Origin of the sequence: Kineococcus gynurae (assembly GCF_042433995.1) — a bacterium.
Taxonomy (GTDB): Bacteria; Actinomycetota; Actinomycetes; order Actinomycetales; family Kineococcaceae; genus Kineococcus; species Kineococcus gynurae.
In genome coordinates, this window is record NZ_JBHLUI010000002.1 from 1 (window position 1) to 24,342 (window position 24,342).

Consider the following 24,342-nt stretch of genomic DNA (forward strand, 5'->3'; position numbering starts at 1 on the left):
GAAAAGATTTGTAGTAGCTATTGCGTGTGTGTTCGCGTCCATTGTGTGGTTCTCGGGTACCAACCTGTTGGGTTGGGTGCTCGGATCTCGTGGTCCGGTGGTCATAGCGGTGGGGAAACGCCCGGTTACATTCCGAACCCGGAAGCTAAGCCTGCCAGCGCCGATGGTACTGCTCGGGAGACTGGGTGGGAGAGTAGGTCACTGCCGGACCGCTCACTTTTGTGGGTGGGGTGTGGGGTCCTCGTGGGAGACGGTCCGTCTTCTGCGGGGGCCCCACACCCTTTTCTGCATCCACCCGCACCCACCGGGTCCCTCCTGTGGACATCGGCGTCGTGCCGGCGTGCGCTCCTACCCTTGATCGCGTGCAGACGTCTGTCGACACCGGGGAGCTGCGGTCGGTGGCGGCCGCGCTGCAGCGGTGCGGCCACGACGTCGGGGCGGCTCTGCACGGTCTGGTCGGGAACGCCGATGGGGTGCCCGGATGGGCGTCGGGACGAGCCGTCACCGCCGCGCGGGCGTTCCTCGACGCGGTGCTCGACGCCGGCGCTCAGGTGGAGGGCGGCTACGGCCACCTCGCGGCGGCCGTCGCCGCCGCGGCCGACCGTTGCGAGGGTGTGGAGCGCGACGTGAGCGGGGTCCTCCTCCCGAGCGTCGGACCACCCGGCACACTGCCCCCGTGACCGCTCTTCTCGTCTCCGCCTCGGACCTGGCCTCCGAGCTGTCCGCGGATCCGGACGCCGGGCGCCCACCGGTGGTGCTCGACGTGCGCTGGACCCTGGGCGGACCGCCGGGGCGAATCGACCACGAGGCGGGTCACGTGCCGGGAGCGGTCTTCGTCGACCTGGACACCGAGCTGGCCGGGGCGCACGCTCCTGGTTCGGGGCGTCATCCCCTGCCAGACCGCGACCGTCTGACCGAGGTGCTCCGTCGGGCCGGGGTGCGGCGGGACTCGCGGGTCGTGGTCTACGACGCCCGTGACTCGACCAGCGCCGCCCGGGCCTGGTGGGTCCTGACCTGGGCCGGCCTGCGCGACGTGCGGGTCCTCGACGGCGGTCTCGCCGCCTGGGTCGCGACCGGAGCGGCCGTGGCGGCAGGGCCGGAGCATCCGGAACCAGGGGACGTCATCCTCGAGCCGGGGACGCTGCCGACCCTCGACGCGGGATCGGCGGCCGCGGTGGCCCGTTCCGGGACCCTGCTGGACTCCCGTTCCGCCGTGCGCTACCGCGGTGAGCAGGAACCCGTGGACCCGGTGGCGGGTCACGTCCCGGGGGCGGTCAGCGCCCCGACGACCGAGAACGTCGACGCGTCCGGGCGGTTCCTGCCGCCCGACGCCCTGCGGGAGCGGTTCGCGGGGCTCGGAGCCGCGTCGGGTGAGGTGGGGGTGTACTGCGGCAGCGGGGTGACCGGCGCCCACCAGGTGCTGGCCCTCCGGTTGGCCGGGTTGGACGGGGTGCTCTACCCGGGCTCCTGGTCGGCCTGGATCACCGATCCGGCCCGCCCGGTGGCGACGGGACCGGAACCGGGCTGAGGCCTCGTGTCGGAGGCGGGTGGCAAGGTGCCCGCGTAGCTGACCGAGGAGAGTCCTGATGTCCCTGCCGACCGTTCTGCACCGGGTCGGGCGCCCCCAGCGGCGCCCCCTCGCCGTCGTCGACGTCGAGACGAGCGGGTTCGACCCGGCCGAGCACCGGGTGCTCCAGGTCGCGGTGACCCAGCTCGACGCGACCGGTGCCGTGCAACGGGTCTGGTCCACCCTGCTGGACCCGGGCTGCGACCCCGGGCCCGTCCACGTCCACGGTCTGACCCGGGAGCGGTTGGCGGGCGCGCCGGTGTTCGCGGACGTGGCCCCCGAGATCGCCGGGTTGCTGGAGGGGCGCATCTTCGTGGCGCACAACGCCCGCTTCGACTGGCGCTTCCTGCAGGCCGAGGCGGCCCGGGTGGGGGTCCGCTTCGACGTCGCCCATCGTCTCTGCACGTGCGAGCTGGCGCAGCGGCTCCCGCTCGGCGTGGCCGACCACAAGCTGGCGACGCTGGCCTCGCACTGGGGGATCCCCCAGGTGCGGGCCCACGACGCCGTGGACGACACCCGGGTGCTCGTGGCCGTCCTGGCCCGGTTGCGCCACCTCGCCGAGCGGGGGGGCACACCCCTGCCGTTGCGGCGGACGCAGAGCCGCACCCGGACGCTGCTCGGTCGGTTGCGTCGGCTCCGGCGTCGGCTCCTCGTCCGGGACCAGGGTGCGACGCGGCCGGCGGGCACGGGTCAGTCGCGCTGAGCCGTCCACGCCTCGTGCAACCGGGAGTAGGGGCCGCCCGCGACGGCGAGCTCCGTGGCCGGCCCCACCTCGACGATCCGGCCGTCGGCGACCACCACGACCTGGTCGGCCGCCTCCGCCGTCGACAGCCGGTGGGCGATGGCCACCGACGTGCGCCCGCTCAGCACGCCCTCGAGGGCCTGCTGCAGCCGGACCTCGGTGGCGGGGTCGACCGAGGAGGTCGCCTCGTCGAGCACCAGCAGGTCGGGGTCGGCCAGGTGCGCGCGGGCCAGCGCCACGAGCTGACGCTCACCGGCGGAGAGGCGCTCCCCGCGCTGCCCCACCGGGGTGTCCAGCCCGGCCGGCAGACCGGCCACCCAGTCGCCGAGACCGAGGTCGTCGAACGCGGCCAGCGCGTCCCGGTCGGTGGCGCCCGGACGTCCGCGGCGCACGTTCTCCCCGACCGTCACGTCGAACAGGAAACCCTCCTGGGGAACCGCGACGACCCGCCGGTGCAGCTGCGCGCCGGGGAGGTCACGGGCGTCGACGCCGGAGAGCAGCACCCGGCCCTCGACCGGGTCGACCAGCCGGGTCAGCAGCCGCGACAGGGTCGTCTTGCCCGAACCGGTCTCGCCCACCACGGCCGTGCGCGACCCCGGGGCCAGCTGCAGCCGGACGTCGGTGAGCACCGCCCGGTCGGTGCCCGGGTAGCGGTACGACACCCCCTCGACCGACACCGCGACCGGTCCCGGTGGCAGCTGAGCCACCCGCTCCGCCGGCGGGTCGGGGACGACGACGGGCGTGTCGATCAGCTCGACCACGCGTCGCCACCCCGCCAGCGCGTTCTGCAGCTCGTTGAGCACCTCGGTCGTCGCCTGCACCGGCCCCACCCAGAGCTGGGTGAGGAACAGGAACGCCAGCAGCTCCCCGAGGCTCAGCCGGTCGTCCACCCCCAGCAGCGTCCCCACGACGACGACCAGGGCCACCACGAGCCCCGAGACCGCGACACCCGCCGAGAACGTGGTCGCGGTCGCGACCTGTGCGGTGACGGCCTGGCGCCGGTGCGCCTCGACCGCCGCGTCCACGGTCCGCCAGGACCGGGCCTCGGCCGCGTGCGCGCGGATGACGTCGGCGCCGACGACGGTCTCGGAGATCGCCCCCAGCATCTCGCCCATCCGGACCCGGACCGCGGCGTAGGCGCGGGCCACCGGCCGTTGCAGGCGGTGCCGGGCCAGGACCAGCGGGACGAAGCACCCGATCACGACGAGGGCCAGCTGCCAGGAGTAGGCGACCATGACGACCGTGGTCAGCAGGACCTGCCCCAGCGACAGGACGAGGACGAGCATCCCCGTCTGCAGGAAGGTCGAGATGGTGTCCACGTCGCTGGTCACCCGCGACACGAGGGACCCGCGTCGCTCGCTGCTCTGGGTGAGCGCGGCCAGGTCGTGCACGTGCCGGAAGGCGCGGTTGCGCAACGTCGCCAGACCGGCCTCGGTCGCCCGGAACAGCCGGACGTTGACGATCCAGGCCGTCCCCGTGGTGACCAGCACGACCAGTGCGGCGACGGCGCAGATGGTGACCACCCGGGTGACGTCGGGCCCGCCCGCGGCCCGGACCCCCGAGTCGATCGTCTGCTGGACCGCGACCGGGACGACGAGCTTGCCGAGCGTCGTCGCCGCGGCGATGGCCAGGGTGACGCCCAGCCCCTGGGCGATCTCGGGGGTGAGCTCGCGGGCCCGTCCCAGGACTCCGCTCACGCCTGGGCCCCCCGGCTGCGGGCCGCGCGGGCGTAGGCGGTGACGAGGTCGCGGTAGCCCGCGTCGCGGGCGGCGAGCTCGGCGCCCGGCCCGCGGTCGATGACGCGGCCCCGCTCCAGGTGCACGACCTCGTCGGCCAGCGCGATGGTCGCCGGTCGGTAGGCCACGACGACGACGGTCGTCGCGACCCCGCCCGCGGCCAGGCCGTCGAGCACGGCCCGTTCGACGGCCGGGTCGAGGGCGCTGGTGGCGTCGTCGAGGACCAGCAGCCGGGGGCGTCGGACCAGGGCCCGGGCGAGGGCGAGCCGTTGCCGCTGCCCCCCGGACAGGCTCGCCCCGCGCTCGCCGACCATCGCGTCGAGGCCGCCGGGCAGCCGGGCGACGAAGTCGTCGGCCCGCGCCGTCCGCAGGGCGGCCCGGACGGCGTCGTCGTCGAGTCGTTGCGCGGCGGGGACCTCCGGGCGGTCCAGGCCCAGCGTCACGTTGCCCCGGATCGTGTCGTCGAAGACGAAGGCGGACTGGGGGACCAGGGCGGCCACCCCGGGGATCTCGCCCTCGGCGAGCTCGCGCGCGTCGACCCCGTCGAGCAGCACCGCGCCGTCGACCGGGTCGACCAGCCGGATCAGCAGACCGGCCAGCGTCGACTTCCCCGCCCCGGTGGACCCGACCACCGCCACCGTCGTCCCGGCGACGACGTCGAGGTGGACGTCGTGCAGGACGGGGGGTCCGACCTCGCCGTCCGCAGGCTCGGACCCGGTCGCGTCGGGCGATCGGCGGGGGTGCCGGTAGGTCACCCCTTCGGCGCGCAGGGCGATGCCGGTGCCGGGGCCCGGGACGGGGTCCAGCCGTCGGGGCCCCCACGTCGGGGTCGTCGGATCGCGCAGGACGGCCTGCACCCGGGTGTCCCCGGCCACCGTGCGGGGGAGCTCGGCCAGCAGCCAGCCGAAGGCCCGAACGGGGAAGGCCAGCAGGCCGAGGAGGTAGGCGACCTGCACGAGGTCGCCGACGGCGGCGCCGCCGCCGGCCACCCGGGTCGCCCCCACCGCGAGGACGGCGAGCGTGCCCAGGGCGGGCAGCGCCTCGATGACCGGTTCGAAGGCGCCCCGGGTGCGGCCCGCGGTGACGTTGGCGGCGCGCAGGCGGTCGGCGTCGGCGGCGAAGCGGCGGGCCTCCTCCTCGGCCAGTCCCAGCGTCTTGACCACGAGGGCGCCGTCGAAGCTCTCGTGAGCGGTCGTGGACACCTCGCCACGCACCTGCTGCACGGCCGTGACCAGCGGGGACATGCGCCGCTGGTAGACGATGTTGGCGGCCAGCAGGGCCGGCAGCACGAGCAGTCCCACCGCGGCGAGGACCGGGTCGGCCGCCGCCATGGCCACCGCCGCCGCCCCCAGCAGGACGACGACGCCGAGCGCGAAGGGCAGGATCATCATGGAGATCCAGGTGGCCTCCACGTCGGAACCGGCCGTCGCGAGCAGCCGCCCGGCCGGGTGGGCGTGGTGCCAGGCCAGCGGCAGGTCCAGGTAGCGGCGGACCAGCGACCGACGGTCGCGGGCCTGCAGCGCGAAGGCGGCGGCGCCGGCCCAGATGCGGCGCAGCAGCACCCCGACCACCGTGACCACCGTCACCGCGAGCAGGACCAGCCCGGCGCGGACGACGTCCTCGGTGGGTACCGCGCGTGAGCCGGTGACCGCGGGGACGACGACGGTGTCGGTGACCCGCCCGACCAGCCATCCCGACGCCGCCGTGCCGACCCCGTAGACGACCGAGCCGACGACGGCGACCCCGAACAACCGCGGTTCGGCGCGGGCCCCCCGGGCCAGCACGCGCAGACCGGCGACGAAGGTGCCGTTCACGACCGTCGTCGCACGAGGTTCACGATCCGATCAGGGGAGTCCGCCAGAGGTCTCGATCCCATCACGGGGCGGGCCCGGTGCGCTCGCCGGAACGGGGCGGGGCCCGTCCGTCCCGCGCTCCGGCCAGGGGATCTCCCGGGCGCGGCGCACGACCGCGGCCGTGCCCTCGCTCGCCCGGCACTCCAACCCGAACCCGCCGCGGTAGCCGGCCCGGTGCAGGACCTCCAGCGTGCTGGACCAGTCGACGTCGCCGCTGCCCGGTTCGGTCCGGCCGGGGACGTCGGCGACCTGTGCGTGGGCGACGAGCCCGGCCCGGCCGGCCAGCTCGCGGCCGAGGTCCTCACCCATCATCAGCGCGTGGTAAACGTCGAGGAGCAGTCGGACCCGGGGGCTGCCGACCTCCTGCACCAGGTCCAGGCCCTCGCTCGTGGAGGTCAGGAACGTCCCGACGTGGTCGACCCGGTCGTTGAGCGGTTCCAGCAGCAGGGTCACGTCGTCGGGCAGCACCGCGGCCGCCGCCCGGAGCGCCTCCAGCACCCGGGACCGTTGGACGTCGCGGCCGAGGCCCGGGACCGTGTCACCGGCCGTCACGACCAGGAAGGGGGCACCCAGGCGCCGGGCCACCTCCGCCGATCCGGTCACGGCCCGCACGAACGCCTCGGGCGAGCTCGCGGCGGTCAGGTCGGCGGCCGGGTCGACGACCATGGTCCGGAGCGCGACGCGGTGCTCGGCGAGGGCGCGGGCGAGGGCGTCCAGGTCGCGGTGGCGCCACTGCCAGACCTCGACCTCGCCGAACCCGTGCCCCGCGGCGGCCGCGACGCGCTCGGGCAGCTCCGGGCCGGCCTCGGTGCAGAGCCATTCGAGGTTGGCGGCCGGCAGGAGGGGTGGGGTGCGCATGCCTGGATCGTGCCCGGCCCGGTGCCCGCCGTGGACACGGGGCCGGGGGGAGGCCCGCGTGACGCGCGCGCGGGCGCAGTGACAGGCTGGGCGGGTGGCATCCGTAGATGACCGGCCCCAGGTGGGCGACTTCTTCGAGCAGGGTGCGGCGGCGCTGGCCCCCCTTCGTGAACCCTTCCTCCAGTGGTTGCGCGAGAACGCGCAGCTGGACGAGGAGGTGGGGGCCGAGGGCATCCTCGAAGCCCTCACGGCCGGGGTGGGGGGCCTGCTGACGGTCCGTCCGCAGGCGCAGCTGACCCGGTTGGCCCCCGAGGACGTCGAGGCGCTGGTGAACCGGGTCGTGCCCGCGATGGTCGACGACGTCGACACCGACGACGCGACCTTCGACGACGAGGACTACGACCGCGACGAGATGCGGCACGACCTCGAGGCGATCTGGTTCCACTTCCTCACGTTCCTCGGCGAGACCGGTCGCTGGGCCGGGTCCCCGGGAGACCTGGAGACCGGTCTGGCCCTGCTGGAGGCCGAACCCGTCGACCCCGCCCGGGTGCTGGCCGAGGCCGCCGAGGAGGTCTCGGTGGAGGAGGAGGACACCGCGGTCCTCGGGTCCTTCCCCGTCCTCGCCGCGCGCGCCGTCCTCGAGCAGGTGGGGGCCGGCGTCGAGGTCCCCGACGACGCCGAGCTGTCCGCCGACTCGGTGACCGCGATCCTCGCCGCTTTCGACCACCCGGTCCCGAGCACCGTCGACGCCGACGGGGAACCGACCCCGTTGGACGAGGTCCCCTGGCTGCGACAGGTCGTCGTGCTCATGCTCGACCTCGACCTGCTCGACGGCGAGGACGAGACGCTGCTGGCCCCGGGCGCGGAGGCCGACGGGTGGCTGGGGGCCACCGAGGAGGCGCGCGAGCTCCGACGCGCGCTCGTCGGGCGCTTCGTGCTGGAGGACCCGGCCACCCTCGACGGGGGCGTCTCGGTCTCGGAGGCGCTGCTGCCCGGCGTCTTCGCGGCCTCGGTGAGCGGGCAGCCCTTCGACGAGGCCGACCTGGCCGAGCTGGGGGACCCCTCCGGTCCCCTGGGGGCGGCCGCCGACCTGGGGGCGCAGGAGCTGCGCACCCGGTTGGCCGATCTCGGCGCGCTGGGGCTGATGAGCGAGGAGGCCCCGTGGATGCTGCCCCGGGGGCTCTGGCCCGCTGTGGCGCACGCGGTCGGGAACCAGGGTGACCCCTTCGAGGGCGCGTTGGAGGGGATGTTCGAGGACGGCGAGCCGGTCTGGTTCGAGAGCGTGCTCGGTCAGCTCGGGGCCGACGAGCAGCAGATGGCCCAGATCCGGAAGATGATGGGCGGGCACTGAGGTGGGGCGTCCGGCGACCCGGCGGTCCGGTGGCAAGAACCGGGCGCGGGGCGGCGACCCGCGCCGACGTCAGCGCAGCACCGGGCCACAGTCGCCCGCCCGGGTGGGGGGCCGTGCCCTCGGGTCGGGTCAGGTCGCCTTCCGCGCCTGGCTCGACGCCCAGGACGAGGACGAGACCTGGATGTCGTCCGGTGACGTCGAGGCCCGGCTCATGGAGTCGCTCGGGTGGCTGCTGCTGGAGCACGACGTCGAACCGGCCCCCGGGACCGCGACCTCCTTCGCCGCCGGGGACCTGGACGACCTGGTGGCCCGGATCACGCCCGCCGTGGCCGAGGCCAACGACCTGCCCGAGGACGAGCTGCTCGAGGAGGTCGAGACGGCCTGGACGTCCTACCTGCGCTACCTCGACGAGTCCGGGACGTGGTCGGGGTCGGAGGACGAGCTGGCCGACTGCCTCGACGCGGTGGCCGGGACCCCGTCCGGGCCCCCGAACGTCGTCTCCGCCCTGCTGGCGCGGCTGGCCGCCGACCTGGACCCGGTGGAGGAGTTCGCGCACCTGCGGACCGTCCCGGCCGCCGCGGGCATCGACGGCCTGTCCGAGGCGCGTGACGCCGTGGCCGGTCAGATCGCGCTGCGCCTCGACGAGGCCGATGCCCCGAGGTCGGTGCAGGCGGCCGTCCTCACGGCCCTGCTGACGCCGTTGCTCAGCACCCCCTCGACGCGCGCCGAGGCCGTCGCGCCCGTCGCCGACCACCCCGAGGACGCGGAGACGGTCCTCGGGTTGCTCGAGACCCTGCGGGAGGACGGCGTGGTCGAGGGGTCGGATCCCTGGACGACCGCACCCGCGATGGCGGGTGCGCTGCTCCTGGTGTTCGAGGCCTTCGTCGAACCGGGGACCGCCCCGGAGGACTGACGTCGGGCGGTCTCAGCCCGCCGCGGGGCGCAGGGTGGCCCAGACCGCCTTGCCCGAGCCCGCGGGCGTGACCGTCGTGACGCCCCACTCCTCCGCGACCAGCTCGACGATGCCCAGACCGCGTCCCCCGAGCGCGTCCTCGTCGGCCGTGCGGGGCGCAGGAAGGGTGGGCGAGGCGTCCTGCACCACGAGGGTCAACCGGTCCCGCCCGCGCTCGAACCGCAGCCGCAGGCAGCTCGCCCCGCCCCCGTGCACGACCGCGTTGGTCACCAGCTCGCTGAGCACCAGCTCCGCCTCGTCCAGGACGGGCAGCGCCCGCCACGAGGTCAGCACGCGCCGGAGGAACGCGCGGGCCCGCCCTGCGGCCCCCAGGTCCTGCCCCAGGGGGAGCGCCGCCTCGAGGAGGGACCGCCCCGCGACGGCGGGCGGGGGTGGCGCCGTGGCGGTCTCCACGTCGAGGACGAGCAGGGCGGTGTCGTCCTCGGCCGCGGTCCCGGGGTGCCGCAGCAGCTGCTCGGCCAGGTCCTCCCGGTGCAGGCCCGGGTGACCGAGCAGCTCGCGCAGGCGGGAGAGACCGGCGGTCGGGTCGTCGCGGGTCTCGACCAGGCCGTCGGTGAAGAGCAGCCAGCGGGACCGCCCCTCCAGCCGTCCGAGCGCGGTGGGGTACCGCGCCGCGGGGCACACCCCGAGCGGGGGGCCGGGACGCAGCGGCAGCTCCTCGATCACCCCGTCGCGGGCCAGCAGCGGGGCGTGGTGCCCGGCGCTCGTGACCTCGTAGGACCCGGTGCGCGGGTCCAGACGGACCAGGCAGCAGGTGGCGAACAGGTCCTCGTCCATGGTCAGCAGCAGCGCGTTGGTCCGGAGCAGCGCCTCGGCGGGGTCGTGACCCTCGCTCAGGTAGGCGCGCAGGACCGTGCGCAGCTGTCCCATCAGCGCACTCGCGGCCGTGCTGTGGCCCTGGACGTCGCCGATCATGGCCACCACGTGGGGGCCCAGGTGCAGCAGGTCGTACCAGTCCCCGCCCACCTGGCCGGGGCCGCTCGCGGGGCGGTAGCGCACGGCGACGTCCACGCCCGCGACCGTCGGCAGCCGCCGGGGCAGCAACGAGCGCTGCAGGGTCGCGGCCACGTCCGCCAGCGCGGCGACGGCGCGTCGTTCGGCGGTCAGCAGGGCGGCCCGTTCCAGCGCCGGGGCGATCTGACGGGCCAGGCTGGTGACGAGCTCGACCTCCTCGGGCGGGCGGTACCCGTCCTGCGTCCAGTTCACGTTGACCGCGCCGAGGACCTGCCCGGTCCGGTCGAGGAGCGGCACGACGAGGATCCCGCCGAGCCCGGCGGGATCCAGTCCCTGGAAGGCTCGGTAGCGCCGGGCCCGCTCCCGCGTGACGTGGCCCGGTGTGCGGGTGCGGACGCACTCGGCCACAGGGTGGTCGTCGTCGACGCCGACGTCGGCCAGGTGGGCGAGCTCGGGTGGAAGGGCGGGGTGGCCGTGACCGCGCAGGGTGCGCCCGCCCGTGTCCAGGAGGTACACCGCCGCCGAGGAGCACTCCATGATGCGGGCCAGTTCCCGTGGCGCCCGCCGCCCGATCTCGGCCGGGGTGGCGGTGCGCGACAACAGGGCGGTCATCCGCCGCAGCTGCTCCGAGCGACGGGACGCCGATCCCGCGGGCAGCGGGTTCGCGGGGGCGAGCCGTTCGACGAGGTCCGCGAGCCCCTGCAGCAGGGCCCCGGCCAACCCGGCCACCGCCTGGCGCAGGTCGGGCTCCCGGGCGTCGACCGGGGTCGCGTCGCGCCCGACGAGCAACCACCCGAGGTGTTGACCGTGGCCGAGGACGGGCAGACCCAGCAGGTGCCGGGGGAGCGGGCGCGGGCCGAGGTCGTCCAGGTCGGCGGCCGCCGGGGACCACGGAGCGGGTGCCCGGTCCGCCACGGGACCGGGCAGGGGGACGCGGGCCCGGCGCGGCGGATGGACGCCGTCCCGGTCGACCAGGGCCAGCACCCCGACCCGGGGGGCGCCCGGGGCGCCGGTCGCCGGGACCCGCTCGGGCCCCAGGAAGGCGACGACGTCGAGGTCGGCGGTCCGCGCGACGGTGCTGGCGCCGTCGCGCAGGACCCGGTGCAGGTCGCGCCCGGCGGCACCCGACAGGGTGTCGATCGTCAGGAGGCTGACGAGGCCAGGTGGCTGCACCCGATCACCGTAGGACAGTGATCGTCACGCGTCGTTCACTTTCGGTCAATTCGTCCACCACAGAGAGTAACTTCACCTGTGGACGACGAGGATCCGACCACCCGCGACGGTCCTACCGTCGGTCCATGATCACGTGGACCGGGACCGCCGCCCTCGCGGGGGTGGACCCGGCCGCCGCGGAGGCGCTGGCGGACGCGCTCCTGGCGGCGGCGCTCGCCGTGGACCGCGCGGTCGGCGGTGCCGCCGGGGACCCGGGCCTCCCGGGGGCGGTCGTCGGGCCCACCACCGCCGCGGCCTGGCGGGGGCCCGCCGCGGCCGCCTTCGCGGACCGCCGCGCCGACCTCGACGACGACGTGGGGTGGCTGGTGCCGGCGCTCGCGAGCGCGGCCGGCGCCGTCCGGGAGTACGCCGCGTGCCTGGCGGTCGCCCGGGTCCGGGTCCGGCAGGCCGCGGCGGCGGCCGAGGCCGCGGACCGGGAGGCGGCGACCGGTCCGCTCGGGGCGGCCCCCCTGCGGTGGGCCGAGGCCGACCGGTGGCGGGCGTCGGTGCAGGCCGCCGTGGACGACGTCGCCGCGGCGGGGGACCGCCTGGCCACGACCCTCTTCGCCCTGCTCGACCCGCGTCCCGTCCGTCCCCGTCGCGTCGCCGAGCAGGTGCTCGACCTCGGGACCGCGATGACCGACGAGGCCGCCGGGAGCCTGTACCTGTTGGCGGGCTGGAGCTGGGACGGGTCGGGTTGGCGGACGACCGTCGCCGCGACCCCGGACCTGCTGAGGGAGCAAGCCCGGCACCCGGTGCGCAGCGTGCAGGAGGGGCTGCAGGTCGAGGCCTTCGGCGAGGGTCGCTACGGCACGGGTCTGGGGGCGATCCTCGGGACGGCGTGGCTGCGCCGGCTCCCGGCGCTCAGCCACGAGGTCCCCGGGCAGACGCTCGCGGAGATGCGGCTCGGGGTGCGGTTGGACCGGCACGAGGGGCCGGGTCTCGGCCACACGCTCGCCCGCCACGTCGTCTCCGACGAGTTCCTGCGCGCCCGGATCCTGGCCCGCGACGACGTGCGCGGTCGCGCGCTGCGGGAGTCCTCGTCCTGGACCGACCGTCCGACGGCCGAGGCGCACCTCACCCGGGCGATCGGGGCCAACGCGGCGGACCTCCGACGGCTGATGGCCGACGAGCGGATCGCCCGCATCACGCTCGGCGAGCCGGTCGGGCCGGACGCGGGCCGGAGCTGGTTCCTGGAGGGGGCCGAGCTGCGCTCGGAACGCTCGGGGAGCATGGTCGCGGTGCTGCGTCGCGGGGACTCCGGGTGGTACCTGCTGACGTCCTTCGTCCAGCGTCGGCCACCCGGTCCGGTCCTCGGGGGGCCGGTCCCGGACGGACCGCTGCTCAGAGCAGGGTCGTGACCTCGCCGGAGATGAGCCCGCGTTCGCGGCGGATGAAGTAGCGCTGCAGGACGTCGAGGACGACCGAGACGTCCCAGCCGACCAGCCCGTCGAGATCGGCCAGGTCGTGCTCGAGGAACGCGGCGAGCGACTCCTCGTCGCGGAACACGCCCTGGTGCACGATCGAGGCGGCCCCGGCCACGACGGAGACGTAGCGGGCGGAGGGGTGCGCGGCGCACCACTCGGCCAGCGCCGTGGTGGCCCCGGGCCGGACCTCGAGCTGGACGGCCACCTCGATGGCGAAGCCCAGGTGCTGCGGTTCGACCTCCACCCGGGGCCGGACCACCCCGCGGTGCAGCAGGGACTGCACGATCCGGTGGGCGCTGGAGCGGCTCAGGCCGAGCAGGCGGCCGACCTCGCTGGCCGCGATGCGCCCGTCGGCGTGCAGCAGACGGGCGACGGCACGCTCCTGGGTGGTGAGCTCGTGGGAGGTGGTGGTGCCGGGGGCGGGCGGCACCTCGGGCGCGAGGATGGCCAGCTGCTCCTCGCCCAGCCGGTGCAGCCGCCAGGCGTCGGGTCGCGTCACCGCGCGCAGCACCAGCTCGGAGTGCGTGGACCGCACCCCGGGGACGGCGCCGGCGGCCTGGATCAGGCGCTGCACGTCGGACCGGGCCCGGGCGTGGACGGTCAGGTGGACGTCGGCCCGTCCGGCGGTCGAGGCCACGAACTGGGTCTCGGGCAGCTCGGCGAGCGCGGCCGCGACCTGGTCGGCGGTGCCCGGGCGGGTCCGGATCCAGATGTGCTGGGGGTGGGTGTCCGACACCAGCGACCACTCGATCTGGCCGACCACCAGCAGGATCCGTTCGTCCTGCAGGCGGGTCAGTCGACGCCCGATCGTGCTGGCCGAGGAGCCCAGGGCGTCGGCGAGGACGTTGAACGGGGCCCGCGGGGCGACCTGGAGGGCGGCGACGAGGTCGAGGTCGAGCTCGTCCAGCGTGACCGGGCCCGGGCGCCGGGGAGCGGCCGTGGGTTCCGGGGTGGGGTGGTGCACGACGCTGAGCCCGTCGGTCCCGGACGAGGTGACGACCGGTGCCGCCACCGGGGTCGCCGGGGAATCGTTGCCCTCGGGGCCGTTCACGGTCGCCCCCGGTGGGAACCGAGGGTGACGGTGACGCTCCGTGTCGGCTGCGGCGGGGACCCGGGGGGTCCCGGCCGTCCGGGCGTGCGGTGGTCCATGGGGCGCCTCCATCGACGTTCCTGCTCCTGAGCGGTCGCGCTGGTGGCGCTGTGTCCCGATCGCGACGATAGCGGGGCCATCACGTCCCGTCACGAGGACGCCCGATGAGGCGACGTCCCGAGGCGGTTGTCTGACATTCAGTGACATCATCTGTACGCTGTGTGGGCAATGGATCACCAGTCGACACGCTCAGTCACTCCTCGGCGAGTGCGCGCCGCCCTGTCCGGCCGGTCCCGCGACGCCGTCGGCCCCCTGCTCGACCGCGTCGCGCTGGCCTGCCTCGCGGCCGCCCTCGTCGTCGTCCTGCTGCCGCCCGTCGTGCAGCTCTCCGACGTGACCGAGGGGTGGGGAGCCGCCGCTCTGACGCTCCTCGCCTCCGGGCTGCTGCGACGTCACCGGGTGCGCGAGGCGGCTCGTCGACCCCGCGCCGGCCGGCGGTCCGCGCGGCGACGCACGTCGTGGACGTCCCTGGCGTCCGTCGTCGTGGCGCCCACGGTGGTCGTGCTCCTGCTGGGCGGGACGACGGCCACGACGCCGGTGGTCGGCAGCCTCTGCGCGGTCGCGGTCCTCGCCGTCTCGGCGGGGGCCCTGCTGACCCGGCGGAGGACGGCCGACCTCGTCGAGGCCCGGCGCGAGGCCCGCACGGACGAGCTCACGGGCGCGGCCAACCGACGAGCCCTGACCGAGGAGCTCGAGCGCCGGGTGGCCCGTCGCGAGCCGTTCAGCTTCGCCCTGGTCGACCTCGACCGCTTCAAGCAGGTCAACGACCACTTCGGTCACGAGACCGGGGACGAGCTCCTGCGCCAGGCCGTCGCCCGGTTGCGGGCCGGTGTCCCCGAGCGCGCCCTGGTGGCCCGCCTCGGCGGCGACGAGCTCGCGGTGGTCCTGCCGGAACCCGACGTCACCGCGGCCGGGCTGGACCTCCTGCAGACGCACGACGCCCTCACCCGTCCCTACCGCGTCGGGGCGCGGACGGTGAGCGTGGGGGCCAGCTTCGGCGTCGCCGCCTACCCGGCCCAGGCCGGCAGCGTGACGCGGGTGCTGCGGCGGGCCGACGAGGCCATGTACGCGGCCAAGGCCTCGGGGGGCACCGTCACGACGTGGGGTGGTCGGACGCGGACGGTCGTGCTGCCCGAGCAGCCCACCACCCGCCGCCGGGCCTGCCCGCACACGCACTCGCACTCGCACTCGCACTGACGCGGAGGGGGCGTCGGCGCGGCTGGGCGAGAATCGTCGCGTGAGCTCCCGTCCGATCCTGCACTCCTCGCACTGGGGGGCCTTCACCGCGACCGGGTCGGCCGAGGGCCTGCGGGTCGACCCGCACCCGGACGACCCCGCGCCCTCGCCGCTGCTCGGCAACGTCGCGGCCGCGCTGCACGCGCCGACCCGGGTCCTGCGGCCGCACGTCCGACGGGGCTGGTGGGAGGACGGACCCGGCCCCGACCCGCGCCGCGGGGACGACGAGTACCTCCCGGTCGGCTGGGACGAGGTCCTGGACCGGCTCGCGGCCGAGTACCGGCGCGTGCTGGCCGTCGGGGGCAACGAGGCCGTCTACGGCGGCTCCTACGGCTGGGCCAGCGCCGGGCGCTTCCACCACGCGCAGAGCCAGCTGCACCGCTTCCTCAACTGCCTCGGCGGCGCCACCCGCTCGACCGGCACCTACAGCCACGCCACCGGCGAGGCGCTGCTGCCGCACGTCGTCGGGTCGATCGAGCCGCTGCTGTGGCCGACGGCCTGGGCCAGCGTGGAGCGGCACACCGATCTCGTCATCGCGGTCGGGGGCCTGCCGGCCAAGAACTCCGAGGTCGCCTCCGGCGGGATCACCCGCCACGAGGTCCCGGGCCGGTTGCGCGCCGCCCGCGCCCGCGGGGCCGAGTTCGTCCTCGTCTCGCCCCAGCGCGACGACCTCGCGGCCGAGCTCGACGCCGAGTGGCTGGCCCTCCGGCCGGGCACGGACACGGCGCTGCTGCTGGCCCTCGGCCACGTCCTGGTCGCCGAGGACCGGCACGACGAGACGTTCCTGCGGGACTGCACGACCGGTGCGGAGGAGTTCTGCGCCTCGCTGCGCGAGCGGACCCCGGAGTGGGCCGAACCCATCACCGGCATCCCCGCGCAGACCATCCGGACGCTGGCCCGCCGGGCCGCGGCCGGGCGGACGATGATCACCGTCAGCTGGTCGATCGGACGGACCCGGCACGGCGAGCAGCCGCTGTGGGCGGCGATCGCGCTGGCCGCGCTGCTGGGCCAGATCGGGCTGCCGGGGGGCGGGTTCGGGCACGGCTACGCCTCGACCGGCGGCGTCGGGCGGCGGTCCTCCTCGATGCCCCTGCCGACCTTCCCGCAGTTCGCCGACCCGCTGCGCCGGCGGATCCCCGTCGCCCGCATCGCCGACGCGCTGCTGCACCCGGGGGAGGAGTACGCCTTCGACGGCGAGCGACGGCGCTACCCCCACCTGCGGCTCGTGCACTGGGCCGGGGGCAACCCGTTCCACCACCACCAGGACCTGCGGCGGCTGCGCCGGGCCTTCGCCGCGGCCGAGACGGTCGTCGTCCACGAGCCCTACTGGACCTCGACCGCCCGGCACGCCGACGTCGTCCTGGCCACCACCACGTCGCTGGAGCGCGAGGACCTCGGTGCCGCCCGCTACGACGACCGGTTGCTGGCGATGGGTCGGGTCAGCCCCCCGCTGGGGAAGGCCCGCGACGACTACGCCGCCCTGGCGGACCTGGCCGGACGGCTGGGCGTGGGGGAGCGCTTCACCGAGGGCCGCGACGCCGCGGAGTGGGTCGAGCACCTCTACGAGGAGTGGCGGGCGGGACCGGCCCGCCGCGCCGGGGTGGAGGCCCCGCCCTACGCCCGGTTCCGGGACGGCGGGGAGGTCGCCCTGCCGGACGGGACGACCGAGCACGTCCTCCTCGCCGCCTTCCGGCGTGACCCGAGCGCCGCCCCCCTGCGCACGCCCAGCGGGCGCATCGAACTGGTCTCGGCCCGGGTCGCGGGCTTCGGCTACGCCGACTGCCCGGGTCTGCCGACCTGGTTCGCCCCCGCCGAGGCGCCCGACGCCGAGCACGACCTGGTGCTGCTGGCCAACAACCCGGCCACCCGGCTGCACAGCCAGCTCGACCACGGTGCCACGTCGCAGCGCAGCAAGGTCCAGGGACGGGAGCCGGTCCGGATGCACCCGCGCGACGCCGAGCGGCGCGGCCTGCGGGCGGGCCAGGTGGTGGTGCTGGAGAGCCGGCAGGGCAGCTGCCTGGCCGGGCTCGTGCTCTCCGACGCCCTCCGCGAGGGGGTGCTGCAGATGTCGACGGGGGCCTGGTTCGACCCGGTCGCGGGCGCGGCGGCCGGGGTCGACTGCGGTCACGGCAACGTGAACGTGCTGACCGCCGACGTGGGCACCTCGGCGCTGGCCCAGGGGTGCACCGGGCAGCACGTGGCGGTGCGGGTCCGGGCCCACACGGGACCCGTGCCGCCGGTCACCGTCTTCGCGGCGCCGGGGGCCGTGGGTGCGGAAGGGGTGTCGAGCCCCGCGTGGGTGCCCCTTCGCACGATCCGGTCGACGGAGGGTGAGTCGCACTACTCCTGATCCCTCGATGCGACAAGGGCAACACGCATCGGCTTGCTGCGAACGTGTCGGAAGGGTGCCCGAGTACGGCACTATGGAGGTCCGACCGGTGTGTGATCATGCCGACGAGGCGCGGAGGTGCCAGAGGTGACGTACGAGGGCTGGCCCGACGATGGCCTGACGGCCGCCGCCGACGTGCCCGAGGTCGTCCGGCACCGGGTCGGACCGCCCGAGGACCCCGACCGCTACGAGGTCCTGGGCGACGTCGACAACGGCGGGGAGTCCTGGCACGTGCTGGACCACCGCGCCGACGCCGGGGCCGCGGTCCTGCTCACCCTCGCCGCGCTGCGCCCCTTCGCCACCCACGACGAGGACGCGTCCGGCTCCGAGGTCCCCCCCGGTGACGAGATCCCCACCCCCACCGACTCCGTCGGCGACCTCGAGGTCGTGCGGACGCCGCGGGAGGACGAGGACGGGGCCGTCGCGCCCGTCTCCGTCGCGGACCGCCGACGCTGGTGGCAGCAGCGGGCCGCCGGTCTGGCCAAGGTCCACCACCCCCGCCTGGCCGGGCTGCGCCACACCTTCGCCGGGCCCGCCCCGCACGTCCCGGAGGGCGCGGACCTCGACGGCCCCGAATGGGACTACGCCGTGCTGGAGCAGGCGGCGGGGCGTTCCGTGGCCGACTGGTTGCGCGACGACCCGGGTGCCGCCATGGACGAGCGCTTCGCCATCCTCGCCGCCGCCGCCGCGGTCCTCGAGGACCTGCACCGCGGCTCGGACACGGCCCCGCCCCTCGTGCACGGTGACATCACCCCCCGCACCCTCCGCCTCGGTGGGTTCTGGCCCGCCGACGGGGTCCGCCTCGCCGCGGGCAGCCTCGGTGGCCGCCCCCGGCCGGGGGCCCTGCCGTACACGGCGCCGGAGGTCCGGGCCGGCGAGCTGCCCTCGGCCGCCTCCGACGTCTACGGGTTCGGGGCCACCGCGCTGCACGTGCTCACCGGTCAGCCGCCGGCGACCGGCCCCGACGGCTCCCTCGACCCGGTCCTGGTCCGCCGCCAGCTCGGCGCCGCGCCGCAGACCGCGGCCCACCCGGCGCTCGCCGACCTCCTCCTGCAGTCGCTGTCCGCCGACCCCCACGAGCGCCCGGACCGCCTGCAGGGATGGGTGAACGCCCTGCGGACCGTGGTCGACGTCCTCCCGCCCCTCGCCGGGCCGAGCGCCCCGCTGCCGCTCGCGGTCGCGCCGAGCGCCCGCGTGCGGACGCTGCCCCGCCGACCGTTCGCGGTCACGGTCGGGGCGCTGCTGCTGGCCACGGCCGGCGGGGCCATCGCCATCACGGCGGTCCAGCAGGGGCGCCTCGCCGAGGTCCCCAACCCCATCGCCATCGTGCAGCCCCCGCCGGTCACGACCACCCCGGTCGGTCCCGACGGCTCCGAGGTCGCGCCCCCCGCCCCCACCGGCACCGACGCCGACGGCGGCGGTTCGGGCGGTGGCGCCTCGTCCTCGACGACCGGGCGCGGCCCGTCGTCGTCGGCCCCGGTGCCCGAACCGGCCGTGCCCGTCCCCGGTGCCCCCACCCCCGCCCCGGTGCCGTCGGTGCCGGGAACCGTCGCGACCCCCTCCGAGGGGACGGCCCCGACGACCGCGCCGACGCCCCCCCCGACCACCCCGACGCGTCCGCCCACGACCGCGCCCACCGGGCCCCCCGTCGTGACGCTGCCGCCCCTGCCGGTGGACCCGCCGACCGTCACCCCGCCGGGTCCGACCCGCACGCCCGACCCGACCGACCCCCCGACCACGGGTCCCACCGACCGGCCGACGACGGCCCCGACGGCCACGCCCACGAGGCCCACCACGCCGGGGACGACCACCCCGGCCGAGCTGCCCGGTGGGCTGCCCACGATCGTGGAGGGCCCCGCCTCACCCCGCGGCGACGGCTGACGCTCGGCTCGTGACCCGGGCGTGGCACCCGGGTGGAGGTTGCGTGCACGGGCCCCGCGGGGTCCCGGGGGAGCCCTGCCCGGCCCGCATACTGGGCGGGGCCGGCGACCGCGAAGGTCCGCCCGCCCGCTGCCGATGGACGGCAGCCGACCCCGCGCCGGACGTCCGGCGCCGCCGCCGATCCCTCGGAGGAACCGACCGTCGTGGCCCGCCCCACCGCTCCTGCCCCCAGCCGTCGTCGTCGTCCGCGGCGACGGGGACGCCGGATCCTCGCCTGGCTCGGCGGTCTCGTCGTGCTCGGTGCGGTCCTCGGGGTGGCCGGGTTCGCGACGGCCTACGCGCTCACCGACGTCCCCGACCCCAACGAGCTCGCCGACGCCCAGGTCAGCACCGTCTACTACGCCGACGGGACCACCCCGATGGGCACCTTCGCGGCCCGCAACCGGGTCAACGTGAGCATCGGTGACGTGCCCGTCCCGGTGCAGCGGGCCGTCCTGGCGGCCGAGGACCGGTCCTTCTACGAGAACCGCGGGGTCTCCCCGACCGGGATCGCCCGGGCGCTCTGGAACAACCTGCAGGGCGGGTCGCAGCAGGGTGGGTCGACGATCACCCAGCAGTACGTGAAGAACTACTACCTCTCCGCCGACCGCAGCTACAAGCGCAAGCTCGACGAGTTCTTCATCGCCCTCAAGATCGACCAGCAGCAGTCCAAGGACGAGACGCTGCAGGACTACCTGAACACCGTCTACTTCGGCCGCGACGCCTGGGGGATCCAGGCCGCGTCGCAGGCCTACTTCGGCAAGAACGTGCAGGACCTCACCGTCTCCGAGGGTGCGCTGCTCGCCGCCGTGCTCAAGGCCCCGAGCTCCCTGGACCCGCGCAAGGACCCGGAGGGGGCCGCCGAGCGCGTCGACTACGTGCTCGACGGCATGGTCTCCGAGGGTTGGCTCAGCGCGGCCGACCGGGCCTCGGCGGGCCTGCCCGAGACCATCGAGCCCAGCAACGACAACGAGTACGCCGGTCCCAACGGCTACCTGCTCGCCACCGTCCGCAACGAGCTGGAGAGCGCCACGGTGGGTCTCACCGAGGAGCAGATCGCCGCGGGTGGCTACAAGATCGTGACCACCTTCGACCAGAAGGCCCAGGCGGCCGCGGTCGAGGCGGTCCAGGACCAGCTGCCGGAGTCGCGGCCCGAGGGCCTTCAGGTCGCGCTGTCGGCCATCGACCCCCGCACGGGCGGGGTCACCGCGATGTACGGCGGAGCCGACTACCTGGCCCGCAACCGCAACGCCGCCACCCAGGACCGGGCCCAGGCGGGCTCCACCTTCAAGCCGTTCACGCTGGTCGCGGCGCTGGAGCAGGGCATCTCGCTGCGCTCCACCTTCTCCGGGGCCTCCCCGCAGACCATCGAGGGCTTCCCCGTCCGCAACTTCGGCAACTCCTCCTACGGGCGCATCAACCTGCTGACCGCGACGGCCAACTCCGTCAACACGGTCTACGCCCGGCTGAACGAGGAGGTCACCCCGCAGGCCTCGCGCGACACCGCGATCCGCGCGGGCTACCCCAGCGACACCGCCGGGCTGGAGGACAACTTCTCCAACGTGCTCGGGACCGCGTCCCCGCACCCGATCGACGTGACCCAGGCCTACGCGACCTTCGCCGCCCAGGGCCGCTTCACCCAGTGGCACACCATCGCCTCGATCGACGACGCCCAGGGCGCCCGCACCTACACCGCCTCCCCGCCCAGCGAGCAGCGCTTCGACGCCGACGTGATGGCCGACGCCACCTACGCCATGCAGCAGGTCGTGCAGTCCGGCAGCGGGGCCTACGCCCGCAACCTCGGCCGCCCGGCCGCCGGCAAGACGGGGACCTCCTCGGACAACGTGTCGGCCTGGTTCGCCGGGTTCACGCCCCAGCTCGCGGCCAGCGTCGCGATGTACCAGATCGGCGCCGACGGCAGCCAGCAGACGATCCGGCTCGGCAGCCGTGAGGTCACCGGCGGGTCCTACCCGGTCCGGATCTGGACCACGTTCATGCGCGCGGCCCTGCAGGGCCAGGACGTCGAACGCTTCCCCTCGCCCAGCTACGTCGGTCGCGCCCAGGGGGCCCCGGCGACCTCGTCCTCGACCCCCTCGCCCAGCACCTCCTCGCCGAGCGCGTCGCCCAGCGAGTCGGCCTCGCCCAGCGACTCGCCGAGCGAGACGTCCTCGGACGGACCGAGCGAGACCCCGGGTCAGTCCTCCGGGGACCAGACCCCGACCCCCGGCCAGGACGGGCCCGCCCGGCAGACCCCCGGCGGCCAGGGGGGCGACCAGGGCGAGGACGGCGGCCAGGGTGGGGGCGGTGGCCAGGGTGCCGGTCCCGACGGCGGTCAGGCGGCCGGACCGGGCGGTGCCGGCGCCGGCCCGGCCGGCGGACCCGCCGCGGGCCCGGCCTGACCCTCGCGCCCGACCCGGCCCGTGGCGACGCCCTAGCCTGATCGGGTGAGCGACCCGCGCCCGTCCCCCTCGCCCCGCGGCGCGGTCCTGCCCCCCCATCGACCCACGGCCGAGGACCCCCTGGCCCGCGCCGGCAGCGAGTTCCTCGGCGGCCCGGCCGGTCGCCGGATCGGGACGCCGGCCCCCGCCTGGGCCCGGCCCCTGCCCGTCGCCCTGGCCCTGACCACGCTGGCCGTCGTGGTGGGGGCGGTGAGCAAGCACCGCTGCCGGACGGACGGGTGGAGCACCCCGGGCCAGTTCTTCCACGCCTGCTACGCCGACGGTCCGGTGGTCTGGGCGTCCTCCGGCCTGGCGACCGGGGCCGGGCCGTGGAGCCCGGGGATCGCCCTCGGCCAACCTCCGCTCACCGCCGTCCTGACCTGGTTCGTCGGACGCTTCGTCCCGGCCGGGACGGGGGTCGAGACCCAGCGGGCCTACTTCGACGCGACCGCCGTGGTCGTGCTGCTGTGCGCGCTGGGCCTGGTCGTGGTCCTCTCCGCCCTGCTCGGTCGTCGCGGGTGGGACGCGACGCTGGTCGCGCTCTCCCCGGTCCTCGTCCTGGCCGGCCTGGTGTCCTTCCAGCTGCTCGGGGTCCTGCTCGCGGTCGCCGCGCTCGCCGCCTGGGCCCGCCGCGTCCCCCTGCTCGCGGGGGTGCTCCTGGGCCTGGCCGTCGCGGCGAGCACCACCGCGGCCCTCCTCCTGCCGGCGCTCGCGATCCTCGCCCTCCGCGCCGGGCGGGTGCCGGCCCTGCTCCGGCTGCTGGCCTCGACCGTCGCCGTGGTGGCGGTGGTCGCGATCGGGCTGACGGTCGCGGTCGGCGGGGCCTGGGCCGACTACCTGACCGCGGGCTGGGGGCAGCGGGCCGGGTACGGCTCCCCCTGGCTGATCCCGCAGCTCGTGCAGCAGGCCACGACCTCCGACCCGGCGACCGCCAGCGGCCTGCCGACCCGCGCGGTGAGCGTCCTGGCCGTCCTGCTCGGCCTCGGCTGGGTGGGCTTCGTCCTGCTGCTGGCGCTGTCCGCGCCCCGTCGTCCGCGGGTCGCGGCGGTCGCGTTCCTGCTGGTCGCGGGCGTGTGCGTGGTCGCGCCCGCCTTCCCCGTCCAGACCTCGCTGTGGCTGCTGCCCCTCGCGGTCGCCGCCCTGCCGTCGTGGCGCGACCACGCGGTCTGGTGGCTGGCCGAGGCGGTCCACTTCGGTGCGGTCTGGCTCTTCATCGCCGGGACCTCGACGCCGGACCGCGGTCTGCCCGCGGAGTTCTACGCGGTGGCGGTGGTGCTGCGCCTGGCCGCGATCGCGTGGCTGGTGGTGCGCGTGGTGCAGGACGTCCGGGCCCCCGCCGGGGACGTGGTCCGGCTCGGCGGGGTCGACGACCCGGCCGGCGGGGTGCTGGACCGTGCGCCGGACCGGCTCGTCGTCCGCATCGCCTGAGCGTCCTCCCCAGGCCCGGGGAGGGGCCGGACGCAGCCCGGGCTGTGGATGACGGCCCGACGACCCGTCGGGACGGGCAGGGTGGTCCGCCAGGACGGGTAGACTTGGTGGGTCCCTCTTCCTCCCCGGCGCATCCACGCGCCCGGACGGGGAAGGGACGACGCCGAAGACCCCTCCTGCCACGGAAAGACCGTGGCCGCTGAGACCGAAGGAGGTGGGGAATGAGCGCGCGTGATTACGAGCTCATGGTGATCCTCGATGCAGAGCTCGAGGAGCGTACGGTCGGCCCGTCGCTGGAGCGTTTCCTCAACGTCATCCGTCAGGGTGGTGGCGAGGTCGCCAAGGTCGACATCTGGGGCCGTCGTCGGCTCGCGTACGACATCAAGAAGAAGGCCGAGGGCATCTACGCGGTGGTGAACCTCAACGCCGAACCCGCCCTCGCCCAGGAGCTGGACCGTCAGCTGAACCTGAACGAGGCGGTGCTGCGGACGAAGCTGCTCCGCGCCGAGGCCGCCTGATGGCGGGCGAGACCGTCATCACGATGGTCGGGAACCTCACCAACGACCCGGAGCTGCGTTTCACCCCCTCCGGGGCGGCGGTCGCCAACTTCACGGTGGCCTCCACCCCCCGCACGTTCGACCGTCAGTCGAACGAGTGGAAGGACGGCGAGACGCTGTTCATGCGGTGCTCCATCTGGCGCGAGGCGGCCGAGAACGTCGCCGAGTCGCTGACCCGGGGCACCCGCGTGATCGTCACCGGTCGTCTGCAGTCGCGGACCTTCGACACGAAGGAAGGCGAGAAGCGCACCGTCACCGAGATGCAGGTCGACGAGATCGGCCCCTCGCTGCGGTACGCCAACGCCAAGGTCAACCGCAACCAGCGCGGCGGGGGTGGCGGCGGCGGCTTCGGCGGCGGCGGCAACTCCGGTGGCGGCTGGGGCGGCGGCTCCGGCGGTCAGGGTGGTTCCGGCGGTTCCGGCAACGCTCCGCAGGAGGACCCGTGGGCCACCGGCCCGTCCGGCTCCGGCCAGGGCGGATCCGGCGGCTGGGGCGGCGCCTCCAACGACGACCCGCCGTTCTGACGGTCGTCCCCGGGGCCTGAGGGCCCC

The 24,342-nt window shown here is 75.8% G+C and carries 18 protein-coding genes and 1 rRNA gene; 14 read left to right on the forward strand and 5 right to left on the reverse strand.

Annotation, left to right across the window (positions count from 1 at the left end; genetic code table 11):
- Positions 1-93: 93 nt before the first annotated feature.
- The 4 genes from rrf to ACFFKU_RS00595 all read left to right on the forward strand — a co-directional run bounded on the left by rrf (position 94) and on the right by ACFFKU_RS00595 (position 2,270).
- Positions 94-210, forward strand: a 5S ribosomal RNA gene (gene rrf, locus ACFFKU_RS00580).
- Between the two features lie 152 nt (positions 211-362).
- The gene (locus ACFFKU_RS00585; protein WP_380134443.1) at positions 363-680 is read left to right on the forward strand and encodes a hypothetical protein; all 318 of its coding nucleotides are present in this window, start codon (positions 363-365) and stop codon (positions 678-680) included.
- A complete protein-coding gene (locus tag ACFFKU_RS00590; RefSeq protein ID WP_380134445.1) occupies positions 677-1,528 on the forward strand; it encodes a sulfurtransferase in 852 nt (283 codons plus the stop codon). The genes ACFFKU_RS00585 and ACFFKU_RS00590 overlap by 4 nt, the downstream gene beginning before the upstream one ends.
- 58 nt (positions 1,529-1,586) lie before the next feature.
- A complete protein-coding gene (locus ACFFKU_RS00595; RefSeq protein ID WP_380134447.1) occupies positions 1,587-2,270 on the forward strand; it encodes an exonuclease domain-containing protein in 684 nt (227 codons plus the stop codon).
- Here the strand turns inward: ACFFKU_RS00595 and ACFFKU_RS00600 are convergent.
- The 3 genes from ACFFKU_RS00600 to ACFFKU_RS00610 are packed head-to-tail and all read right to left on the reverse strand — an operon-like array spanning position 2,258 to position 6,756.
- The gene (locus ACFFKU_RS00600) at positions 2,258-4,006 is read right to left on the reverse strand and encodes an ABC transporter ATP-binding protein (RefSeq protein ID WP_380134449.1); all 1,749 of its coding nucleotides are present in this window, start codon (positions 4,004-4,006) and stop codon (positions 2,258-2,260) included. The genes ACFFKU_RS00595 and ACFFKU_RS00600 overlap by 13 nt on opposite strands.
- Entirely contained in the window at positions 4,003-5,859 is a 1,857-nt protein-coding gene (locus tag ACFFKU_RS00605) for an ABC transporter ATP-binding protein (RefSeq protein ID WP_380134450.1), read from the reverse strand. The genes ACFFKU_RS00600 and ACFFKU_RS00605 overlap by 4 nt, the downstream gene beginning before the upstream one ends.
- Before the next feature lie 30 nt (positions 5,860-5,889).
- Positions 5,890-6,756 carry a TIM barrel protein gene (locus ACFFKU_RS00610; protein ID WP_380134452.1) on the reverse strand — a complete coding sequence of 289 codons (867 nt, stop codon included), beginning with the start codon at positions 6,754-6,756 and terminating at the stop codon, positions 5,890-5,892.
- A 94-nt stretch (positions 6,757-6,850) separates the two neighbouring features.
- Here ACFFKU_RS00610 and ACFFKU_RS00615 point away from each other — a divergent pair, with 94 nt between their 5' ends.
- Positions 6,851-8,107 carry a hypothetical protein gene (locus ACFFKU_RS00615; RefSeq protein ID WP_380134455.1) on the forward strand — a complete coding sequence of 419 codons (1,257 nt, stop codon included), beginning with the start codon at positions 6,851-6,853 and terminating at the stop codon, positions 8,105-8,107.
- Positions 8,108-8,210: 103 nt separating this feature from the next.
- Positions 8,211-9,020 (forward strand): hypothetical protein, encoded by an 810-nt coding sequence (locus ACFFKU_RS00620; RefSeq protein WP_380134457.1) that lies wholly within the window; start codon positions 8,211-8,213, stop codon positions 9,018-9,020.
- A 12-nt stretch (positions 9,021-9,032) separates the two neighbouring features.
- Here the strand turns inward: ACFFKU_RS00620 and ACFFKU_RS00625 are convergent, their stop codons facing one another.
- Entirely contained in the window at positions 9,033-11,207 is a 2,175-nt protein-coding gene (locus tag ACFFKU_RS00625) for an ATP-binding SpoIIE family protein phosphatase (protein ID WP_380134459.1), read from the reverse strand.
- Positions 11,208-11,332: 125 nt separating this feature from the next.
- Between ACFFKU_RS00625 and ACFFKU_RS00630 the strand changes: the two genes are divergently transcribed.
- Complete coding sequence (locus ACFFKU_RS00630; RefSeq protein ID WP_380134461.1) at positions 11,333-12,607, forward strand: RNase A-like domain-containing protein; 1,275 nt, start codon at positions 11,333-11,335, stop codon at positions 12,605-12,607.
- Here the strand turns inward: ACFFKU_RS00630 and ACFFKU_RS00635 are convergent.
- Positions 12,591-13,724, reverse strand: coding sequence for an Lrp/AsnC family transcriptional regulator (locus tag ACFFKU_RS00635; RefSeq protein WP_380134462.1), 1,134 nt, complete (start codon positions 13,722-13,724; stop codon positions 12,591-12,593). The genes ACFFKU_RS00630 and ACFFKU_RS00635 overlap by 17 nt on opposite strands.
- 306 nt (positions 13,725-14,030) lie before the next feature.
- Between ACFFKU_RS00635 and ACFFKU_RS00640 the strand changes: the two genes are divergently transcribed.
- The 7 genes from ACFFKU_RS00640 (at position 14,031) to ACFFKU_RS00670 (ending at position 24,315) form a co-directional block, all read left to right on the forward strand.
- Complete coding sequence (locus ACFFKU_RS00640) at positions 14,031-15,020, forward strand: GGDEF domain-containing protein (protein ID WP_380134464.1); 990 nt, start codon at positions 14,031-14,033, stop codon at positions 15,018-15,020.
- A gap of 40 nt (positions 15,021-15,060) precedes the next feature.
- A complete protein-coding gene (locus tag ACFFKU_RS00645; protein WP_380134466.1) occupies positions 15,061-17,409 on the forward strand; it encodes a molybdopterin-dependent oxidoreductase in 2,349 nt (782 codons plus the stop codon).
- 126 nt (positions 17,410-17,535) lie between these two features.
- Entirely contained in the window at positions 17,536-19,329 is a 1,794-nt protein-coding gene (locus tag ACFFKU_RS00650; RefSeq protein WP_380134468.1) for a serine/threonine-protein kinase, read from the forward strand.
- Between the two features lie 203 nt (positions 19,330-19,532).
- On the forward strand, positions 19,533-21,767 hold the full coding sequence (locus tag ACFFKU_RS00655; protein ID WP_380134471.1) for a transglycosylase domain-containing protein: 2,235 nt from the start codon (positions 19,533-19,535) through the stop codon (positions 21,765-21,767).
- A 45-nt stretch (positions 21,768-21,812) separates the two neighbouring features.
- Positions 21,813-23,234 (forward strand): glycosyltransferase family protein, encoded by a 1,422-nt coding sequence (locus tag ACFFKU_RS00660; RefSeq protein WP_380134473.1) that lies wholly within the window; start codon positions 21,813-21,815, stop codon positions 23,232-23,234.
- Between the two features lie 221 nt (positions 23,235-23,455).
- Positions 23,456-23,752: a 30S ribosomal protein S6 gene (gene rpsF, locus ACFFKU_RS00665; protein WP_380134475.1), complete on the forward strand. Its 297-nt coding sequence runs from the start codon at positions 23,456-23,458 to the stop codon at positions 23,750-23,752.
- Entirely contained in the window at positions 23,752-24,315 is a 564-nt protein-coding gene (locus tag ACFFKU_RS00670; RefSeq protein ID WP_380134478.1) for a single-stranded DNA-binding protein, read from the forward strand. Before rpsF ends, ACFFKU_RS00670 begins: the two co-directional genes overlap by 1 nt.
- The last annotated feature ends 27 nt before the right edge of the window (positions 24,316-24,342 follow it).

Excerpts from the sequence above, each read along its gene's own strand:
- ACFFKU_RS00595 (WP_380134447.1), top strand. The coding sequence starts at position 1,587 with ATGTCCCTGCCGACCGTTCTGCACCGGGTCGGGCGCCCCCAGCGGCGC.
- ACFFKU_RS00610 (WP_380134452.1), bottom strand. The coding sequence starts at position 6,756 with ATGCGCACCCCACCCCTCCTGCCGGCCGCCAACCTCGAATGGCTCTGC.
- ACFFKU_RS00630 (WP_380134461.1), top strand. The coding sequence starts at position 11,333 with ATGATCACGTGGACCGGGACCGCCGCCCTCGCGGGGGTGGACCCGGCC.
- rpsF (WP_380134475.1), top strand. The coding sequence starts at position 23,456 with ATGAGCGCGCGTGATTACGAGCTCATGGTGATCCTCGATGCAGAGCTC.
- ACFFKU_RS00670 (WP_380134478.1), top strand. The coding sequence starts at position 23,752 with ATGGCGGGCGAGACCGTCATCACGATGGTCGGGAACCTCACCAACGAC.